This is a genomic window from gamma proteobacterium symbiont of Lampromicra miyakona, assembly GCF_059730895.1.
On the sequence record NZ_AP035932.1, the window covers coordinates 1,367,172 to 1,384,665 of the forward strand.

16 protein-coding genes are annotated in these 17,494 nt (G+C 59.1%); 8 read left to right on the plus strand and 8 right to left on the minus strand.

Going from position 1 to position 17,494, the window contains the following annotated elements:
- The first annotated feature begins 5 nt into the window (after positions 1-5).
- Positions 6-1,286, plus strand: coding sequence for an MFS transporter (locus AC6I8P_RS06290; protein WP_262264414.1), 1,281 nt, complete (start codon positions 6-8; stop codon positions 1,284-1,286).
- Positions 1,287-1,335: 49 nt separating this feature from the next.
- Here AC6I8P_RS06290 and AC6I8P_RS06295 read toward each other — a convergent pair whose 3' ends face one another.
- The 3 genes from AC6I8P_RS06295 to AC6I8P_RS06305 are packed head-to-tail and all read right to left on the minus strand — an operon-like array spanning position 1,336 to position 5,060.
- Entirely contained in the window at positions 1,336-2,550 is a 1,215-nt protein-coding gene (locus AC6I8P_RS06295; RefSeq protein WP_021509192.1) for a cytochrome c, read from the minus strand.
- On the minus strand, positions 2,547-4,313 hold the full coding sequence (locus AC6I8P_RS06300; RefSeq protein ID WP_021509193.1) for a GMC family oxidoreductase: 1,767 nt from the start codon (positions 4,311-4,313) through the stop codon (positions 2,547-2,549). Before AC6I8P_RS06300 ends, AC6I8P_RS06295 begins: the two co-directional genes overlap by 4 nt.
- The gene (locus tag AC6I8P_RS06305) at positions 4,314-5,060 is read right to left on the minus strand and encodes a gluconate 2-dehydrogenase subunit 3 family protein (protein ID WP_125309540.1); all 747 of its coding nucleotides are present in this window, start codon (positions 5,058-5,060) and stop codon (positions 4,314-4,316) included. It lies immediately after the preceding gene.
- 281 nt (positions 5,061-5,341) lie between these two features.
- Between AC6I8P_RS06305 and budC the strand changes: the two genes are divergently transcribed.
- Positions 5,342-6,106 carry a meso-2,3-butanediol dehydrogenase gene (gene budC, locus AC6I8P_RS06310; protein WP_125309507.1) on the plus strand — a complete coding sequence of 255 codons (765 nt, stop codon included), beginning with the start codon at positions 5,342-5,344 and terminating at the stop codon, positions 6,104-6,106.
- Between the two features lie 56 nt (positions 6,107-6,162).
- Here the strand turns inward: budC and AC6I8P_RS06315 are convergent, their stop codons facing one another.
- The gene (locus AC6I8P_RS06315; RefSeq protein WP_498031064.1) at positions 6,163-7,032 is read right to left on the minus strand and encodes an MBL fold metallo-hydrolase; all 870 of its coding nucleotides are present in this window, start codon (positions 7,030-7,032) and stop codon (positions 6,163-6,165) included.
- A 172-nt stretch (positions 7,033-7,204) separates the two neighbouring features.
- Between AC6I8P_RS06315 and AC6I8P_RS06320 the strand changes: the two genes are divergently transcribed.
- Positions 7,205-8,092: a LysR family transcriptional regulator gene (locus AC6I8P_RS06320; protein WP_498031065.1), complete on the plus strand. Its 888-nt coding sequence runs from the start codon at positions 7,205-7,207 to the stop codon at positions 8,090-8,092.
- 17 nt (positions 8,093-8,109) lie between these two features.
- On the opposite strand, the gene AC6I8P_RS06325 is transcribed toward AC6I8P_RS06320, so the two are convergent.
- On the minus strand, positions 8,110-9,006 hold the full coding sequence (locus tag AC6I8P_RS06325) for a TIGR01777 family oxidoreductase (RefSeq protein ID WP_021509198.1): 897 nt from the start codon (positions 9,004-9,006) through the stop codon (positions 8,110-8,112).
- Positions 9,007-9,210: 204 nt separating this feature from the next.
- On the opposite strand from AC6I8P_RS06325, the gene yfcF reads away from it, so the two are divergent.
- Both yfcF and yfcD read left to right on the plus strand, forming a co-directional pair.
- Positions 9,211-9,852: a glutathione transferase gene (yfcF, locus tag AC6I8P_RS06330; RefSeq protein WP_058758433.1), complete on the plus strand. Its 642-nt coding sequence runs from the start codon at positions 9,211-9,213 to the stop codon at positions 9,850-9,852.
- Between the two features lie 105 nt (positions 9,853-9,957).
- The gene (gene yfcD / locus AC6I8P_RS06335; RefSeq protein WP_021509200.1) at positions 9,958-10,503 is read left to right on the plus strand and encodes an NUDIX hydrolase YfcD; all 546 of its coding nucleotides are present in this window, start codon (positions 9,958-9,960) and stop codon (positions 10,501-10,503) included.
- Between the two features lie 45 nt (positions 10,504-10,548).
- On the opposite strand, the gene AC6I8P_RS06340 is transcribed toward yfcD, so the two are convergent.
- From AC6I8P_RS06340 to ackA, 3 genes are all read right to left on the minus strand, one after another.
- Positions 10,549-11,808 carry a 4-aminobutyrate--2-oxoglutarate transaminase gene (locus AC6I8P_RS06340; protein ID WP_498031066.1) on the minus strand — a complete coding sequence of 420 codons (1,260 nt, stop codon included), beginning with the start codon at positions 11,806-11,808 and terminating at the stop codon, positions 10,549-10,551.
- A 144-nt stretch (positions 11,809-11,952) separates the two neighbouring features.
- The gene (pta, locus tag AC6I8P_RS06345) at positions 11,953-14,097 is read right to left on the minus strand and encodes a phosphate acetyltransferase (protein ID WP_176428128.1); all 2,145 of its coding nucleotides are present in this window, start codon (positions 14,095-14,097) and stop codon (positions 11,953-11,955) included.
- Between the two features lie 69 nt (positions 14,098-14,166).
- Positions 14,167-15,369: an acetate kinase gene (gene ackA / locus AC6I8P_RS06350; protein WP_021509203.1), complete on the minus strand. Its 1,203-nt coding sequence runs from the start codon at positions 15,367-15,369 to the stop codon at positions 14,167-14,169.
- A 339-nt stretch (positions 15,370-15,708) separates the two neighbouring features.
- Between ackA and yfbV the strand changes: the two genes are divergently transcribed.
- The 3 genes from yfbV to AC6I8P_RS06365 all read left to right on the plus strand — a co-directional run bounded on the left by yfbV (position 15,709) and on the right by AC6I8P_RS06365 (position 17,480).
- Positions 15,709-16,161 (plus strand): terminus macrodomain insulation protein YfbV, encoded by a 453-nt coding sequence (yfbV, locus tag AC6I8P_RS06355; RefSeq protein WP_021509204.1) that lies wholly within the window; start codon positions 15,709-15,711, stop codon positions 16,159-16,161.
- Positions 16,162-16,311: 150 nt separating this feature from the next.
- Positions 16,312-16,806: a YfbU family protein gene (locus AC6I8P_RS06360; protein ID WP_021509205.1), complete on the plus strand. Its 495-nt coding sequence runs from the start codon at positions 16,312-16,314 to the stop codon at positions 16,804-16,806.
- Between the two features lie 14 nt (positions 16,807-16,820).
- On the plus strand, positions 16,821-17,480 hold the full coding sequence (locus AC6I8P_RS06365; RefSeq protein ID WP_058780303.1) for a sugar phosphatase: 660 nt from the start codon (positions 16,821-16,823) through the stop codon (positions 17,478-17,480).
- Positions 17,481-17,494 lie beyond the last annotated feature (14 nt).

Consider the following 17,494-nt stretch of genomic DNA (forward strand, 5'->3'; position numbering starts at 1 on the left):
TTGTCATGCAATCGAACGCATACTGGTTTGGCTTACCGAAAAAGATGTTCTGGGGCTTTCTGGCCATCGCCATTTTCATGGCCGGCGACGGCTTCGAAATGGCGTTTCTCTCGCGCCATATCACTGACATGGGCTTTACCCCGGCCCAGTCGGCGGTAGTGTTTACATTTTACGGTCTGGCCGCCGCGCTGGCAGCGTGGGCTTCCGGCGTGGTGGCGGAGCTGATTACGCCGCAGCGCGCCATGATGATTGGCTTTGTGCTGTGGATCGTCATGCATGCGCTGTTTATGTCGCTGGGGCTCGGGCTGCGTAATTATCCGCTGATGGTGCTGTTCTACGGCATTCGCGGCCTCGCCTATCCGCTGTTTATCTACTCGTTCATGATGATGCTGGTGCAGGTGCTGCCGCGTGACAAGCTGGCCGCCGCCACCGGCTGGTTCTGGGCGATGTATTCCGTGGGAATTGGCGTGGTGGGCAGCTATCTGCCGAGCCTGACCATCCCGATGCTGGGCGAAACCGGCACCTTATGGCTGGCGATTGTCTGGGTGGCGTGCGGCGGCGTGCTGGCCTACTTCAGCCTGCGCAACGTGCCGGTGGATCGTTCCCGCGTTAATCTGCCGCTGCGCGATAAGATGACGGAGATGTCGCGTGCCGTAACCATTCTGTTCACCAACCAGCATGTGTTTTATGCCTGCCTGATCCGCATCATCAATACGCTGTCGCTGTTTGGTTTTGCCATCATCATGCCGCTGCTGTTTGTCGATCGGCTCGGCTTTACCATCTCCGAATGGCTGCAGATTTGGGCGGTGTTCTTCTTCGTCACCATCTTTACCAATATTTTCTGGGGCATTACCGGTGAGAAGCTGGGCTGGATCCGTCAGGTGCGCTGGTTCGGCTGCCTCGGTATGGCGATCTCCAGCCTGGCGTTTTACTACCTGCCGCTGTATGCCGGGCATAATTTTTGGGTGGCGCTGATTCCGGCGATCATGCTGGGGATCTTTGTCGCTGCCTTTGTGCCGATGACCGCGGTGTTCCCGACGCTGGAACCGCATCATAAGGGCGCAGCGGTATCGATTTACAATCTGTCGGCCGGGCTGAGTAACTTTGTTGCCCCGGCGATTGCTTCACTGCTGCTGCCGTTCTTCGATATCGTCGGGGTGGTGTGGGCCTATACCGCGCTCTACCTGTTCGCCGGCGTGCTGACCTTTATCATTCGCGTGCCGCAGCCGGGACACACGCGGGAAGCGTCAGCGGTGAAGTCGTCGGTGGTGCAGCAGCGCAGCTAACGCTGAGCCTGTCGCACCGGCAGCCGCCGCTGCCGGTGCTGACACGGCGCTATTCCAGCTTCTGTTTCACTTTCTTCACGTCGTCAGCGCTGACCGGTGCGGCGGCATTTCCCCAGCTGTTGCGGATGTAGCTCACCACCGCGGCGATCTCCTCATCACCCAGCGTGCCGGCAAAGGCCGGCATTGCCGGTGCCGTGGGGCGGGCATCAGTATCGACTCCGCGACTACCGGCGGCGACCACCCGAATTAGCGAGGTGGCATCCTCCTGATTGAGCAACGGATTGTCCGCCAGCTGCGGGAAGATATTCTTCTCACCGCGGCCGCCCGGGCTGTGGCAGGCTGAACACTTCGCCGCATAGATTTGCGCGCCCAGCTTCATGCGATCGTCCGTCGCGGCAAGTGCGGCGGGCACTTGCTCATCACGCGATTCCCCGCTTTTCAGGTACACCGCCACCGCCTGCAGATCTTCATCGCGCCAGTGCTGCGTGGAGTGACGCACCGCGTCGGCCATCGGACCGGAAGCGATATCGAAACGGTTCACGCCGGTACGCAGGTAGCTGACGATATCCTGCTGGCTCCATTTGCCCAGCCCGCTGTGCGGGTTCGCGGTGATGTCCGGCGCCATCCAGCCTTCGACCACTTCGCCACGCAAAAACGCGCCGTTTTTATCGCCGCCGAGCAGATTTTTCGGCGTATGGCAGGTGCCGCAGTGGCCCGCGCCCTGCACCAGATACGCACCGCGATTCCACTGGGCGGATTGACGGGCGTCCGGCTGGAACGCGCCCTGGTCAAAGTTGATCCAGTTCCACACCATCAGGCTGGTGCGGATGTTGAAAGGGAAGGGCAGCTGATTGGTCTCGACCGGGTTGTGTATCGGCTGCAGCGTCTGCATCCATGCCCACAAATCCTGCAGATCCTTATCCGACATTTTGGTGTAGGCGGTGAACGGCATCGCGCCGTACAGCCGCTTGCCGCCGTGGCCGATGCCCTCGGTCATGGCGCGGCGGAAATCTTCATAGCGCCAGTTGCCGATGCCGGTTTCGCGGTCCGGCGTGATGTTAGCGCCGACCAGCGTACCAAACGGCGTCTGCAATCTGACGCCCCCGGCAAACGGCTGCTGCGGATCGGCGGTGTGGCAGGCGGTGCAGTCCGCCAGCGTGGCGATATAGCTGCCGCGCGCGTACTGATCGTATTCCGGCTGGGCGTGAGACACAAAGCTGGTAAGCAGCAGCGCGGCAGCGCACAGAGAGAGGCGTGTTTTCATGCGGTAATCATCTCCCCGGGACGTTGCAGATAGTAGTGACGAATCGCATGCGCCGCTTTGAATGCCAGCGCGCCGACGGTGCCGGTCGGGTTATAGCCCGGGTTTTGCGGAAAGGCTGACGCGCCCACCACGAACAGGTTCGGTACATCCCACACCTGCAGATGTTTATTGACCGAGCTGGTTGAGGGATCGCTGCCCATGATAAAGCCGCCAACCACGTGCGACGACTGATACGGCACGCTGCTCCAGTGGCCGGTCATCGGTTTGACAATCATCTCGCGCGGGTTCATTGATTTAGCGATTTCCGCCACTTTACCCGTGCAGTACTGCGCCATTTTCAGATCGTTCGCCGCAAAGTCGAAAGTAATGCGCAGCAGCGGTCGGCCGTGCGGATCTTTGTAGTTGGGATCGAGCGACAGATAGTTGGTGCGCGTGGTGTAGCTGCTGGCCTCGCAGCCAATCGACATGGTGCTGAGGTAGTTGTCTTTCAGCGCGCGCTTCCACTTTGAGCCCCATTTGGGCGTGTTAGGCGGCAGCGGCCGGTAGCCAATCGGTGCCGAGCCGATGGGCGTCACGCGGATGCTGCCGCCGCCGAAGAAGCCCAGACCGCTGTGGTCAAAATTATCGTTATTGAATTCATCAATGCCCATGCCCACCGCGCCGGCACCGATAAACGGGTTAAAGTTTTTGTTGTCAAAAAACAGCGTGACGCCGTTGGCGGTCTGATAGGCGTAATTGCGGCCGGTGGTGCCTTTGTTGGTGACCGGATCATAAGCCTGGCCAATGCCGGAGAGCAGCATCAGGCGCACGTTTTCAAAGGTAAAGGCGGCGACGATCACCAGATCGGCCGGCTGTTCCCACTTATCGCCGGAGGAGTCAATGTAGGTGACGCCGGTGGCCTGTTTGCCGCTGGCATCGGTCAGCACTTCCAGCACTTCGCAGTTGGTATACGCGGTAAAGTTCTCTTTGCGCATCAGCGCCGGCAGCACGGTGGTGATGGCGCTGGCTTTCGAGTAGTTGGCGCAGCCGTAGTTGGTGCAGAAGCCGCAGAAGGTGCAGGGACCCATGGTGACGCCATAGGGATTGGTGTACGCCTCGGAGACCAGCGAGGAGGGCACCGGAAACGGCTGGTAGCCGAGATTTTTTGCTGCTTCGGCAAACAGCGTCGGACCATAGGGCTGGCGCAGCGGCGGCGTCGGATAGTCGGCCGACCGCGCGCCCTCGAACGGATTGCCGCCCGCCCGTTTCTGTCCCTGAATATTGCCGGCGTAACCCGAGGTGCCGGCCACGCGCTCAAATTGCATGTAGTGCGGCTCCATCTCCTCCCAGCTGGTGCCCCAGTCCTGCAGCACCAGCTCATCCGGAATGGCACTGGCGCCGTAGCGTTCGGTCAGGTGGCTTTTCAGGCGAAACTCTTCCGGCTGAAAGCGAAAGGTAATGCCGGCCCAGTGGTTGCCCGCGCCGCCGGTGCCGTTGCCCGGATGGAACGAGCCCCAGGTGCGCATTGGCAGGGCGGTTTGCGACGGATTGTTGCGCATGGTGCAGGTGTTCTGCCGCGTGCGCAGCATCAGCTCTTCGCGCATCACGTAGCGCAGCTCGTCGGTGACGGTGCCAATATTGAAGTCACGCGCGGTGTCGCGCCACGGGCCGCGCTCAATGCCGATCACTTCCAGGCCTTCGTCGGCCAGTTCATTGGCGATAATCGATCCGGCCCAGCCGAGGCCAATCACCACCACATCGGTTTTCGGTAATTTCTTCATCATCTATCCCCGTGCTTTCCATTGCGCAATGCTGATCGGCTCTAAGCCCAGATTTTCGTTGTGGCGCTCAACGTATTCGCGATAGTCGTAGCGCGCGCCGGGAAAGCCCAGCATCTTCCACGACACCATGTCTTTGTTGCCGCCGTAGATCGGATCGGCAAAGAAGCCTTCCATGGTGTTGTTCAGCACCTCGAGAAACAGCGACTGCGCATCAAAGCCGCTGAAATGCACCTTTCCGGCTTCCATGTCTGCCAGCAGCGCGTCCTGCTGCGCTGGCGTCAGATCGACAAAGTTCTTTTGCGAGGTTTGCTGCACGTAGCGGTTGAGCGCCGCCAGCCCCTGGCGATAGCGCTGTTGCGGCACCAGCGGCGACTGGTCGCCCTGCTCGGTGGTGCCCTGCTGAAACGGGCCCTGCATGTAGAGGCGTTCGAAGGTGCCATAAAAGCCGTGCAGCTGGCGGTCGATAAAGACAGCGCAGCCGGCTTCTTTGCCGCCCACGCTCAGCTCGTCCGCCGGAATAATGCGGTCAACCATGGCTTCCACGGTGCGCGCTTCTTCCTCGGTGAAGAACAGCCAGCCCTGAGCCTGGAACTGTTCCGGTGGGTTATCGGCGAAGGGTGTCCAGCCGGGGGCGCCCTTGAGGGAGACGGCATCGGCGGCGCCGGTGACGCCAGCGGCAACGCCCAGCGTCGACCAGGTCAGGACCTGGCGTCGTGTGACACCGGGCAGGGTTTTGGCTCGTTTTTTCATCATCGCTTCCAGACAGAGTAACAAGATAAGGCGTAACCGGCCGGCGTGCGCGGCGACACAACGGGCCGGAATCTTCAGTTTTTGTAAATTTTTATGGCGAATGTTAACTGTAGACGGGCTGGGTGGTGGCGACCAATAACCGTACAAAAAAGTGCACTATTTGATAATCCGCCGGTTATTTCCTGAACTAAGCGCCACGTTAAATCTGCAGGCTTCGCTTGAACTCAGCGCGCTGGCTGCCAGGCTTAACCGTTTCAACCACGAATTAACCAGGAGGAAATATGTCGCGCTTTGCAGAGAAAGTGGTGGTGATTACCGGAGCCGGATCCGGCATTGGTGCCGCCGCGGCGCAGCGTTTCGCCAGTGAAGGCGCTCAGGTGGTGCTGGTGGGCAGAACCCGTGACAAGCTGGAACAGGTGCTGAGCACGCTGAGCGGAGAAAATCATCTGGCGGCTCCCTGCGACGTCGGCGATGCGGATCAGGTTAAACAGCTGGCAGAGCAGGTGCAGCAGCAGTATGGGCGCGTGGATGTGCTGGTGAATAACGCCGGCAGCATCGTGCAGGGCAAAATTCACGAAGTGTCGATAGCGGACTGGAAGTCGCTGATGAGTACTGACCTCGACGGTGTATTTTACTGCACCCACTTCTTTATGCCCGCGCTGCTCAACAGTAAAGGCAACGTGGTGAATACCTCGTCGGTATCCGGACTGGGCGGCGACTGGGGCATGAGTGTCTACAACGCCGCCAAGGGCGCGGTGACCAATTTTACCCGCGCGCTGGCGATGGATTATGGCACCGATGGCGTGCGTGTTAACGCCGTTTGCCCGGGCTTTACCTTTACCGATCTCACCGAAGAGATGAAAAACGATGAGGCGCTGCTTGCACGCTTCTATGACCGTATTCCGCTGGGCCGCGCCGGTGAACCGGAAGATATCGCCAGCGCGATTGCTTTCATCGCCAGCGACGATGCGCGTTATATCACCGGCGTTAACCTGCCGGTCGATGGCGGCCTGACGGCGTCGAACGGCCAGCCGAAACAGGCGTAAGTGATAACAGGCGGAGCATCAGGTGTACTGTCACCGCCAATCCGCCTGTTATTCTGTCATGGCTCACCCGCTTCGCCATCGTGACACGCTGACACATAGCTGGCCGTATAACCGCCGTTCGCTAACGCCACGATTCTGGCAAAGCCAGACGCGCCAAAATGCATGCCGGCAATCACCGTATTTTCCGCTGCCACCTGCTGCAAAATACGCTGGCGTGTCTCTCTGGCCATGACGGGATCGATATCGAAGGCAATGGAAACCTGCGGGCAGGCCAGCTGAACAGGCGGGTAATGCACAATATCACCCCAAATCAATAAACGCTCGCCGTCTGAATCAATGCGAAACCCGCAATGTCCCGGGGTATGACCGGGCAACGCCAGCGCACGGATTCCCGGGCTGATCTCCTCATCCGCCATCAGCTGCAGCCGCGGGCCATAAGCCTGCAGGGTGCGCCGCACCAGCGCCGCGTTTAACTGCGCGCGTTCACTCAGCTGGCTGATCGCCGCATCATCCTGCCAGAAGGCGGCTTCGCTGTGGCTGAGGCAGAGCCGGGCATGGCGAAAGACCGGCTGACCCGCGCTGTCCAGCAAGCCGCCAATATGATCGGGGTGCGCATGGGTTAATAACAGGGTATCGATGTCGTCCGGCGTCACCCCGGCCAGCTGCAGATGAGGCAGTAATTTGCCGCTCTGCGCATCGCGTTTTCCCATCCCGGTATCCACCAGAATCACGCGTCCCTGACCGCGAATCAGATAACAAAACACATGGATGTCGCCCGGCTGTGCTATGCCTGCCTGGCGTTGCAGATCGACCGCATCGTCGTGGTGGATATCCGTTAATAAACTCAGACTGGCTTGCATAGTGCCGTCGCTGATGGCGCTGACCTGATATTTCCCTGTGATGTATGAAAATATTGCCTGGCTCATAATGATCTCTGTGCGCTAATTTATTCGTTCACGTTAAACAAAATAACGCGGCAATTTTCGCAGCTGATTAGCGCGATGATAATGCTGCGTCAGTGGCTGTTAGCGCGATAATGACGCTAACGCCGTTAAGGTGACCAGTGTCATTTTTGACAGAGTTGAGACCCGGATTGTCATGGACATAAAAATTTTGCGCGCCTTTGCCACTGTCGCGGCGCTGGAGCATATTGGTCAGGCTGCGGAACGGTTACATATTTCGCCGTCACCGCTTAGCCGGCAAATTCAGCAGCTGGAAAGCGAACTGGGCATGGTGCTGTTTCACCGTGAAAAGAAACGTCTGCGCCTGACGGACGAGGGTAAGCGCTTTCTCACCGAGGTGACGCCCTTTTTGCAGCATCACGAACGGCTAAAAGAGTATGCGCAGCATCTGCAGCAGGGTGACGTCGGGCGGCTGGATATTGGATATGTGGAGGCGGCTATACACTCGCGCCTGCTGCCCGCGGCGCTGGCGCGGCTGGCACCGGGGGCGGGCATTGATGTCCGGCTGCATGCGTTACGTTCCGCACAGCAAATTGCCCGGTTAGAGGCGGGGGCGATCGATATTGCCATTGTGCATACGCTGCCGCACGATGACGCGAATTTTCTGCATAAGAAGATCGCGACCGAGCCGGTGCTGCTGGCGATGCCAGCATCCAGTGCGCTGACCGCACCCGTGGCGGCTGATTTGCACGGCCGGGCGTGGATTGCCGACCAGGAAAATCTCAACCCTGCCGCGCGGGCGCGATTGCTGGCAGCCTGCCAGCGCGCCGGCTTCCAGCCGGATATTCGTTTTGAAGTGAATGGTCCGCTGGCCGCGCTTGCCTGTGTCGAAGCCGGGCTGGGTTTAACCCTGATCCAGCACAGCCTGGCGCGCATCGTTCCGGATAATGTTATCCTGCTGCCCGTGCCAGAGCTGGCGCTGGAGATTGTGCTGTATGCCGTCTGGCGCAGGCAGGATACCCGGCCGTTAACGGCGCGCTTCCTGCAGCAACTTTGCCTCACGCCCGCCGTGGCGCCGCGGTAAGCCTGAGCGGAGATGCGTCAGCCGGCGACATCCTGCAGCGCTTCCTGCAAATCGTACCAGCGGAAACCAAAGCCGGACTCCTCCAGCCGCTTCGGCAGCACGTGCTGCCCGCCCAGCACCAGCACGGCGGATTCTCCCATCATCAGTTTGATGGCGCTGGCCGGGGTGCGCATAAAGGCCGGACGGTGCATCACCTGGCCCAGCGTGGCGGCGAACTGCTCGTTGCGCACCGCGTAAGGCGCCACCATGTTAAACGGGCCCTGCAACTGATCGTTATCGATCAACCACAGGATGGCGTTGACCAGATCGTCCACGTGGATCCACGGCAGGTACTGTTTGCCGCTGCCAATCGGTCCGCCGACGCCAAGTTTGAACGGCAGCTTCATTTTGCTCAGCGCGCCACCTTCGCGCGCCAGCACCACGCCGGTGCGCAGCAGGCACACGCGGGTGCGCTCGCTTTGCGCCTTCAGCGCCAGCTGCTCCCAGCGGGCGCACAGGGTGTGGGTAAACTCCTCGTGGCCCGGATCGTCCTCGGTCACCACCACATCGCCGGTATCACCATAAAAGCCGGTGGCCGAGCCGGAAATCAACAGGCGCGGCGGATTGCTGCTGGCGTGGATCAGCGAGACGATCTGTTCAGTGATTTGCCAGCGGCTTTCGCACAGGCGCTGCTTTTGCTGCTCGGTCCAGCGCTTGTCGGCAATCGGTTCTCCCGCCAGATTGATGACGCCGTCAATAGCATTGAGATCGGACTGCTGGTTAATGCCCGACCACAACATCACGCGCGCATCGAGTTTTTCCCGCGCGGCCGCCACGTCACGCGTTACCACATTCACCTGATGGCCCAGCTGCAGCAGGCGCGGAATTAAATGGCGACCTATCAAGCCGGTACCACCGGTAATAAGCAGGTGCATGTTTAGTCTCCCTGTCATTAATTATCTGCTCTGAATTGAGCATAGAAGAGAAGTGCCGCTGCGGCGTGACAGCGCTTACGCTTATGATGAAAAACCGCCAGTTTGCCGTGGTCCTGCGGCAAAACATCGGACCAGCGCGCCATTGCCTTAGCCGGCAAAAATCGGTAAACATGATGCACACCTGACGCTTAGCCGAGGCAGCTGATGAACTATCCCGCCATTACCTTGTGGTCCGATTCCTGTTTTTTTAGCCCGTATGCCATGTCAGTTTATGTTGCGCTTACCGAGAAGGGCATTCCCTTTACCGTCAGGCGCGTTGACCTGTCGCGCAATGCACAGCTTGACGAGGAATACCGCGGCCTGTCGCTGACCTGCCGTGTGCCCACGCTGCAAATTGATGATGTCAGCCTGAATGAATCCTCGGCCATCGCCGAATATCTCGAAGAGCGTTTTCCGGCGCCGGAGTTTGAGCGCCTCTATCCGCGCGATCGCGAAAAACGTGCTCACGCGCGCGAAGTGCAGGCGTGGCTGCGCAGCGATTTACTGGCGCTGCGCACGGAGCGACCCACTGAAGTGCTGTTTGCTGCTGAACGCTTTGCTCCGCTCACGCCCGCTGGCGAACAGGCCGCCAGTAAACTGATTGCCGCGGTGCAGCGCCTGCTGCCGGACGGCCAGCAGAACCTGTTTGGCGAGTGGTCGATTGCCGACACCGACCTGGCGGTGATGATTAACCGGCTGGCGCTGCACGGCGATCCGCTGCCGGTGAAGCTGCAGCACTATGCAGAATTCCAGTGGCAGCGCGCCTCGGTGCAGCTGTGGCTGGCCGAGTCGGGTAAAGCACGCTAAAACCTTGCGGCGGCGAAAAGAACGCTTTACCTTAGCGCTCATTCTAATAAAGCATCGCAAACAGGCGCGTGCTGGGCACGCCGAAAACAGAGAAAGGGTTACCGGATGGTGGATCAAACGGCAGGTGACGGTATCGAGTGGGTGGATATCGTTAGCGAAGAAAACGAAGTGATTGCGCAGGCCAGCCGTGCGCAGATGCGTGCGCAATGTCTGCGCCATCGCGCTACCTATATTGTGGTGCACGACGGCATGGGCAAGATTCTGGTGCAACGCCGTACCGAGAGCAAAGATTTTATGCCGGGTATGCTGGATGCCACTGCGGGCGGCGTGGTGCAAAGCGGTGAAGACCTGCTGGAATCCGCCCGTCGTGAAGCGGAAGAGGAGCTCGGCATCGCTGATGTCCCGTTCGCCGAGCACGGCAAATTCTACTTCGAAGATCAGCACTGCCGCGTATGGGGTGGACTGTTCAGCTGCGTGTCGCACGGTCCGTTTGCCATGCAGGAAGAGGAAGTGGATGAAGTGTTCTGGATGACGCCGGAAGAGATCACCGCCCGCTGTGATGAATTCACCGATGATTCACTCAAAGCCCTGTCGCTGTGGCTGAGCCGCAACAGTGACGCGGTGCGCAGTAAGCAAAGCAGCGAAGCCTGATTCCTGCGCTTCCGCATTAAGGCACCCTAAGGGTGCCTTTTGTGTTTAATGCTGGCTGAGAATACGGGTGAGAATGTTCAGCGCCGTACTGAACTGGGCGTCCGGAATGGTTAGCGGATAAAGAAAGCGGATCACGTTGCTGTGCACGCCGCAGGTCAGCAGGATCAATCCTTCGGCCAGCGCCTGCTGCTGAATCGCTTTGGCGATCTCCGCCGAGGGCCGGCCGCTGGCGTCATGGAATTCCGCCGCCATCATCGAGCCATAACCGCGTACCTCGGCCAGCGCACGGCATCCGGCGCCGTTCAACGCTTCCGCCAGCTGCGTACCGAGCCATTGCGCACGCTCGCACAAGTTTTCCTCACTGATAATATCCAGCACCGCATGCGCGGCGGCAATTGCTGGCGGATGGCCGGCATAGGTGCCGCCCAGACCGCCCGGCTCCGGTGCATCCATCACCGCGGCCCGGCCACTCACCGCCGAAAGCGGAAACCCGCCTGCCAGACTTTTCGCCAGCGTGATCAGGTCCGGCTGTACCTCATAATATTCGCTGGCAAACAGCCTGCCGGGGCGCGCAAAACCGCTCTGTACTTCATCGGCGATCAGCAGGATGCCGTGGCGATCGCACAGCTGACGCAGCGCCGTCACAAACTCTGGCGGCGCGACATAGAATCCGCCTTCGCCCTGAACCGGTTCAAAGATGATGGCCGCCACCTGCTGTGGCGCGATATCGCTGCGGAAAATCGTCTCCAGACTGTCGAGCGCATCGTGCACGCTGACGTTATGCAGCGCATTGGGGTAGCGCGCGTGAAACACCGGGCTGGCAAACGGGCCGAAGCCGGTTTTGTAAGGCAGCACTTTGCCGGTCAGCGCCATGGTCATATTGGTGCGACCGTGGAACGCGCCGCTGAAGGCGATTATCCCCGGACGACCGGTGGCTGCGCGCGCGATTTTCACCGCGTTCTCAACTGCCTCGGCGCCGGTAGAGAAGAAGGTGGTTTTCACGGCGCCTTCAATCGGCACCAGCGCATTCAGACGCTCCGCAAGGTGAATGTAGTTCTCATACGGCACGATTTGAAACGCGGTATGAGTGAAGCACGTCAGCTGCTGCTGTACCGCCGCCAGCACTTTGGGATGCCGGTGTCCGGTATTGAGCACCGCAATGCCGGCGGCGAAATCAATATATTCCCGACCCTGCTGGTCCCACAGCGTGGCGTTTTCGGCTTTCGCCGCAAAGAAATCACACATCACGCCCACGCCACGCGGCGTGGCCTGTAACCGACGGCTGTGCACATCACTGTTGCTCATTGCTGACCTCGTAAGTCGCGGGAGAGTGTAATCAGTGTTAGCGTGCAGGCGGGATTTTGCCAGTGCGTTTATACGGGCAGGGTTGTGGCGCAGGATAAAAAAGCACGCCCGGGCGGGCGTGCTGATGCGGAGCGGGGAAGGGGATTAGCCTTCAGCCTGCTGCGACTGAATCGCCGTCAGCGCAATGGTGTAGACAATATCATCGACCAGCGCACCGCGTGACAGGTCGTTAACCGGTTTGCGCATGCCCTGCAGCATCGGCCCGATGGAGATCAGGTCGGCAGAACGCTGCACCGCTTTGTAAGTGGTGTTACCGGTGTTGAGATCCGGGAAGATAAATACCGTCGCACGTCCGGCCACCGCTGAGTTCGGTGCTTTAGACTTGGCGACGTCTTCCATGATCGCGGCGTCGTACTGCAGTGGACCGTCGATCACCAGATCCGGACGTTTTTCCTGTGCAATGCGCGTCGCTTCACGCACTTTCTCTACGTCACTACCGGCACCGGAGTTACCGGTAGAGTAGGAGATCATCGCTACGCGTGGATCGATGCCGAAGGCTTTGGCGGAGTCGGCGGACTGAATCGCGATCTCGGCCAGCTGCTCCGGATTAGGATCCGGGTTGATGGCGCAGTCGCCGTACACCAGCACCTGCTCTGGCAGCAGCATGAAGAACACCGAGGAGACCAGCGAGCTGTTCGGCGCGGTTTTGATCAGCTGCAACGGCGGACGAATTGTGTTGGCGGTGGTGTGAACCGCGCCCGAGACCAGACCGTCAACTTCGCCGCTTTCCAGCATCATGGTGCCCAGCACCACGTTATCTTCCAGCTGCTCCTGCGCGACCACTTCGGTCATGCCTTTGCTCTTACGCAGCTCAACCAGGCGCGGCACGTAGTTGTCACGCACCACCTGCGGATCGACAATTTCAATGCCTTTGCCGAGCTCAACGCCCTGCGCTGCGGCCACGCGCTGAATCTCATCCGGATTGCCCAGCAGCACACAGGTGGCGATGCCGCGCTCGGCACAAATCGCCGCCGCTTTAACGGTACGCGGTTCGTCGCCTTCCGGCAGGACGATGCGCTTGCCGGCTTTACGCGCCAGTTCGGTGAGCTGATAGCGGAATGCCGGCGGTGACAGACGACGGCTGCGTTCGGATGTGGCGGTCAGTGATTCAACCCAGTCAGCATTGATAAAGCCGGCCACATACTCCTGCACTTTTTCGATGCGCTGCGTGTCGTCAGCCGGCACTTCCAGGTTAAAGCTCTGCAGGCTGAGCGAGGTTTGCCAGGTGTTGGTTTTTACCATGAACACCGGCAGGCCGGTCTGGAAGGCGCGTTCGCACAGACGGGCTATCGGCGCTTCAATCTGATAGCCGCCGGTCAGCAGCACTGCACCAATTTCGATGCCGTTCATCGCCGCTAGGCAGGCCGCCACCAGCACGTCAGGACGGTCGGCTGAGGTCACCAGCAGCGAGCCCGGACGGAAGTGCTCCAGCATATGCGGGATGCTGCGCGCGCAGAAGGTGACGGATTTGACGCGACGCGTGTGGATTTCACCTTCGTTGATGATCTCCGCGTTGAGATGGCGGCACATATCAATGGCGCGCGTCGCGATCAGATCAAAGCTCCACGGCACGCAGCCCAGCACCGGCAGCGGGCTGTTGGCGAACAGCTGCTTAGGATCGATGTTGGCGATGCTGGCTTTCGAGGAGTCGTCGAAAATTTCTGACAGATCCGGACGGGTACGGCCCTGCTCATCCACTGGCGCGTTGAGTTTGTTGATGATGACGCCGGTGATGTTTTTGTTTTTGCTGCCGCCGAAGCTGCTCTGCGTCAGTTCGATGCGCTCTTTCAACTGTGCCGGTGAGTCGTTACCCAGCGACATGACGAAGACGATCTCCGCGTTCAGCGTTTTGGCAATTTCATAGTTCAGCGCCGAGGCAAACTGATGTTTGCGCGTCGGAACCAGGCCTTCCACCAGCACCACTTCCGCATCTTTGGCGTTGGCGTGGTAGTTGGCGATGATCTCTTCCATCAGCACATCCTGCTGGTTAGAACCCAGCAGCGACTCAACGCGTGACATTGGCAGCGGAACCGCGGCCGGAATCGCGGAGTTTTTGCGAATGATGGTGGTGGTCTGGTCTGGCGCATCGCCGCCAGCGCGCGGCTGGGCGATCGGTTTGAACACGCTCAGGCGCACGCCTTTGCGCTCCATGGCACGAATCACGCCAAGGCTGACGCTGGTCAGGCCGACGCTGGTGCCGGTAGGAATAAGCATAATTGTACGTGACACTATAGAAACCTCGCGGTGTTACAGGGTGTCAAAAACAACACCGTCAGCCGAAGCTGACGGAGAGAAACATTACGCGGTGAGGCGCGCGGCGTCCTGGGCGATGACCCACTCTTCATTGGTTGGAATCACCACCGCCGGGCGGGTACCTTCTTTATTGATGAAGCCGGACTTGCCGAAGCGTGCAGCCAGGTTGCGCTCGTGGTCAACCTCGAAGCCAAGCAGACCCAGTTTGTCCAGCGCCAGCTCACGCACCATCGCCGCGTTTTCACCGATACCGCCGGTAAACACCACCGCATCCAGACGGCCTTCCATCAGCGCGGTGTAGCTGCCGATGTACTTCGCCAGGCGGTGACAGAACACATCCATCGCACGTTTGGCATCGTCTTTGGTGGCGTAGTTATCTTCCACGTAACGGCAGTCGCTGGTGACTTCGGTCAGGCCCAGCAGGCCGGACTCTTTGGTCAGCAGTTTGTTGATCGCATCCACGCTCATGCCCAGCGTATCGTGCAGGAAGAAGACGATAGCCGGATCGATGTCACCGCTGCGGGTGCCCATCACCAGACCTTCCAGCGGTGTCAGACCCATTGAGGTATCTACGCACTGGCCGTTACGGATGGCCGCAACAGAACCGCCGTTGCCGAGATGGCAGGTGATGATGTTCAGCTCGCTGACCGGCTTGTTCAGCATTTTGGCGGCTTCCTGCGTCACATAGTAGTGACTGGTGCCGTGCGCGCCGTAGCGGCGCACGCCGTGCTCTTTATACAGGTTGTACGGCAGGGCATAGAGATAGGACTCTTCCGGCATAGTCTGATGGAAGGCGGTGTCGAAAACGGCGACATTTTTATCCGACAGGTGCGGGAAGTTTTTCATCGCTTCGTCGATACCGATCAGGTGCGCCGGATTGTGCAGTGGCGCGAAAGACGACGCGTCTTTAATGCCCTGAATGACGGACTCGTCAATCACCACCGATTGCGTCAGCTGCTCGCCGCCGTGAACGATACGATGGCCGATTGCAGCGATTTGTGCCGAAAGCTCTGGTTTTTGTGCCAGAATAGTTTTAACGATGAAGTTCAGCGCTTCGCTGTGCGCTGCGCCCGCGCCGAGCGGGGCTTCCTGTTTGCTGCCGTCCAGTTTCCACTTGATGCGCGCTTCCGGCAGGTGGAAACACTCCGCCAGACCGGAAAGGTATTCGTCACCGCTGGCTGGATTGAGAATGGCAAACTTAAGAGAGGAGCTGCCGCAGTTGAGGACCAGTACTAACTTCGTCGACATGGAAGTACCTATTTTGTTAAATAGTGGCTAAAAATAACGCAATCAGACTAACAGCGTAGCCTATGAAAGCTGGTAGATTAATGATTAACATCATGCGCTAGTCAAAAAAGAAACGACACGCAAAAAATTTCGGTAATTTTACGCAGATTTTTGAAATCCACGAAGCGAAACATGGCTCCAGCGCGCTCTTTTATTGAGCTGCGGCTTCCGGTAATGTTGCAAAAACGGCGTCAGAATACCCACTGTGACCCGCAAAGACAAAATCTTTTGAAGGATGTCACGTAAAGTTGTGTAGTTATAAAATTTTTTTAAATGTTGCAGTAATAGTTGAGGTCTACCATGGCGAATGACGCAGGCAATCCAGGCTGGTTCGGCTTATTTCAGCGCGGCCAGCACTACATGAAAACCTGGCCCGCCGACAAACGTCTGGCGCCGGTGTTTCCTGAGAACCGTGTGGTGACGGCAACCCGCTTTGCGATTCGCTTTATGCCACCGCTGGCCATTTTTACGCTGACGTGGCAAATCGCGCTCGGCGGGCAACTCGGCCCGGCGATTGCCACCGCGCTGTTTGCCTGTAGCCTGCCGATGCAGGGATTATGGTGGCTGGGTAAACGTTCCGTCACGCCGCTGCCGCCAACGCTGCTGCACTGGTTCCACGAAGTGCGCGCCAAACTGGAAGAGGCCGGACAGGCCATTGCCCCCGTCGACGGCAAGCCGACTTACCAGGCGCTGGCGGATGTGCTCAAGCGTGCTTTTAAGCAGCTCGACCGTACTTTCCTCGACGATCTTTGATCAAATGGCGCTTTTCTCTGCCAGAGAATTTGCGCCCAATCCCGGTTCAAATCAAAGAATAGTGATGCGGACATACACGCATCGCTTTCATTGTGTAATCATTTCTGCATTGTTTAAAACTTAAGCGGCCCTGCGGCCCGGGAGTAAACCATGGAAATGACCCATGCACAGCGACTGATTCTTTCTAATCAATACCAGATGATGGCGATGCTTGAGCCGGATAACGCCGAGCGCTATCGCCGCTATCAGACTATTATTGAACGCGGCTATGGACTGCAATTGCGCGAGCTGGACAAAGAGTTCGGCGAGCTGAGCGAGGCGACCTGCCGTACGCTGATCGACATTATGGAAATGCATCATGCGCTGCATGTTTCCTGGTCCAATCACAAGGCGCCGTGCAACATTGAAGAGCGTCGCCTGGCGTTTCTCGGCTTCGACGCGGCCACCGAAGCGCGTTACCTCGGCTACGTACGCTTTATGGTTAACGTGGAAGGGCGCTATACCCATTTCGATTCCGGCACCCACGGCTTCAATGCGCAAACCCCGATGTGGGAAAAATACCAACGCATGCTGGCGGTGTGGCACACTTGTCCGCGTCAGTATCACCTCAGCGAGAATGAGATCGCGCAAATCCTCAATGCCTGAATAAGGAGCAACGTGTGAAGTACAGGGGTTTTCTGTTTGATTTAGACGGGACGCTGGTGGATTCACTGCCGGCCGTGAATCGCGCCTGGTCAAGCTGGGGCGCACGCCACGGCCTTGCTGCGCAGCAGGTGCTGGACTACATTCACGGCAAACCGGCGATCAACTCGCTGCGCCACTTTATGGCGGGCCAGTCTGAAGCAGCGATCCAGGCCGAATTTCGCTGGCTGGAGCAGCTGGAAGCAGAAGACACGGCAGGCGTGCAGGCGATTGCCGGTGCACACGCGTTGCTGACCACCCTGAACGCACTCGACATTCCCTGGGCGATTGTGACTTCGGGATCGATCCCGGTGGCGCATGCCCGTCACAAAGCGGCCGGTTTACCGCTGCCGGAGGTGTTTATTACCGCCGAGGACATTAAATTCGGTAAGCCCAATCCTGAACCTTATTTGCTGGGCGCTGAGCGGCTCGGGCTTTCTGCGCCAGAATGCGTGGTGGTGGAAGATGCACCGGCGGGCATTATCGCCGGGCTGGAAGCGGGCAGCGCGGTGGTGGCGGTCAATCCGCCGGCCGATGCGCCACGCCTGAGTGAAGTGGCGCTGCAGGTGGAAAATCTGCAGCCGCTGCACATCAGTAAACAGCTGGACGGTTACTTCAGCGTGACGCTCCGCGCCTGAAACAGCCCACGCTG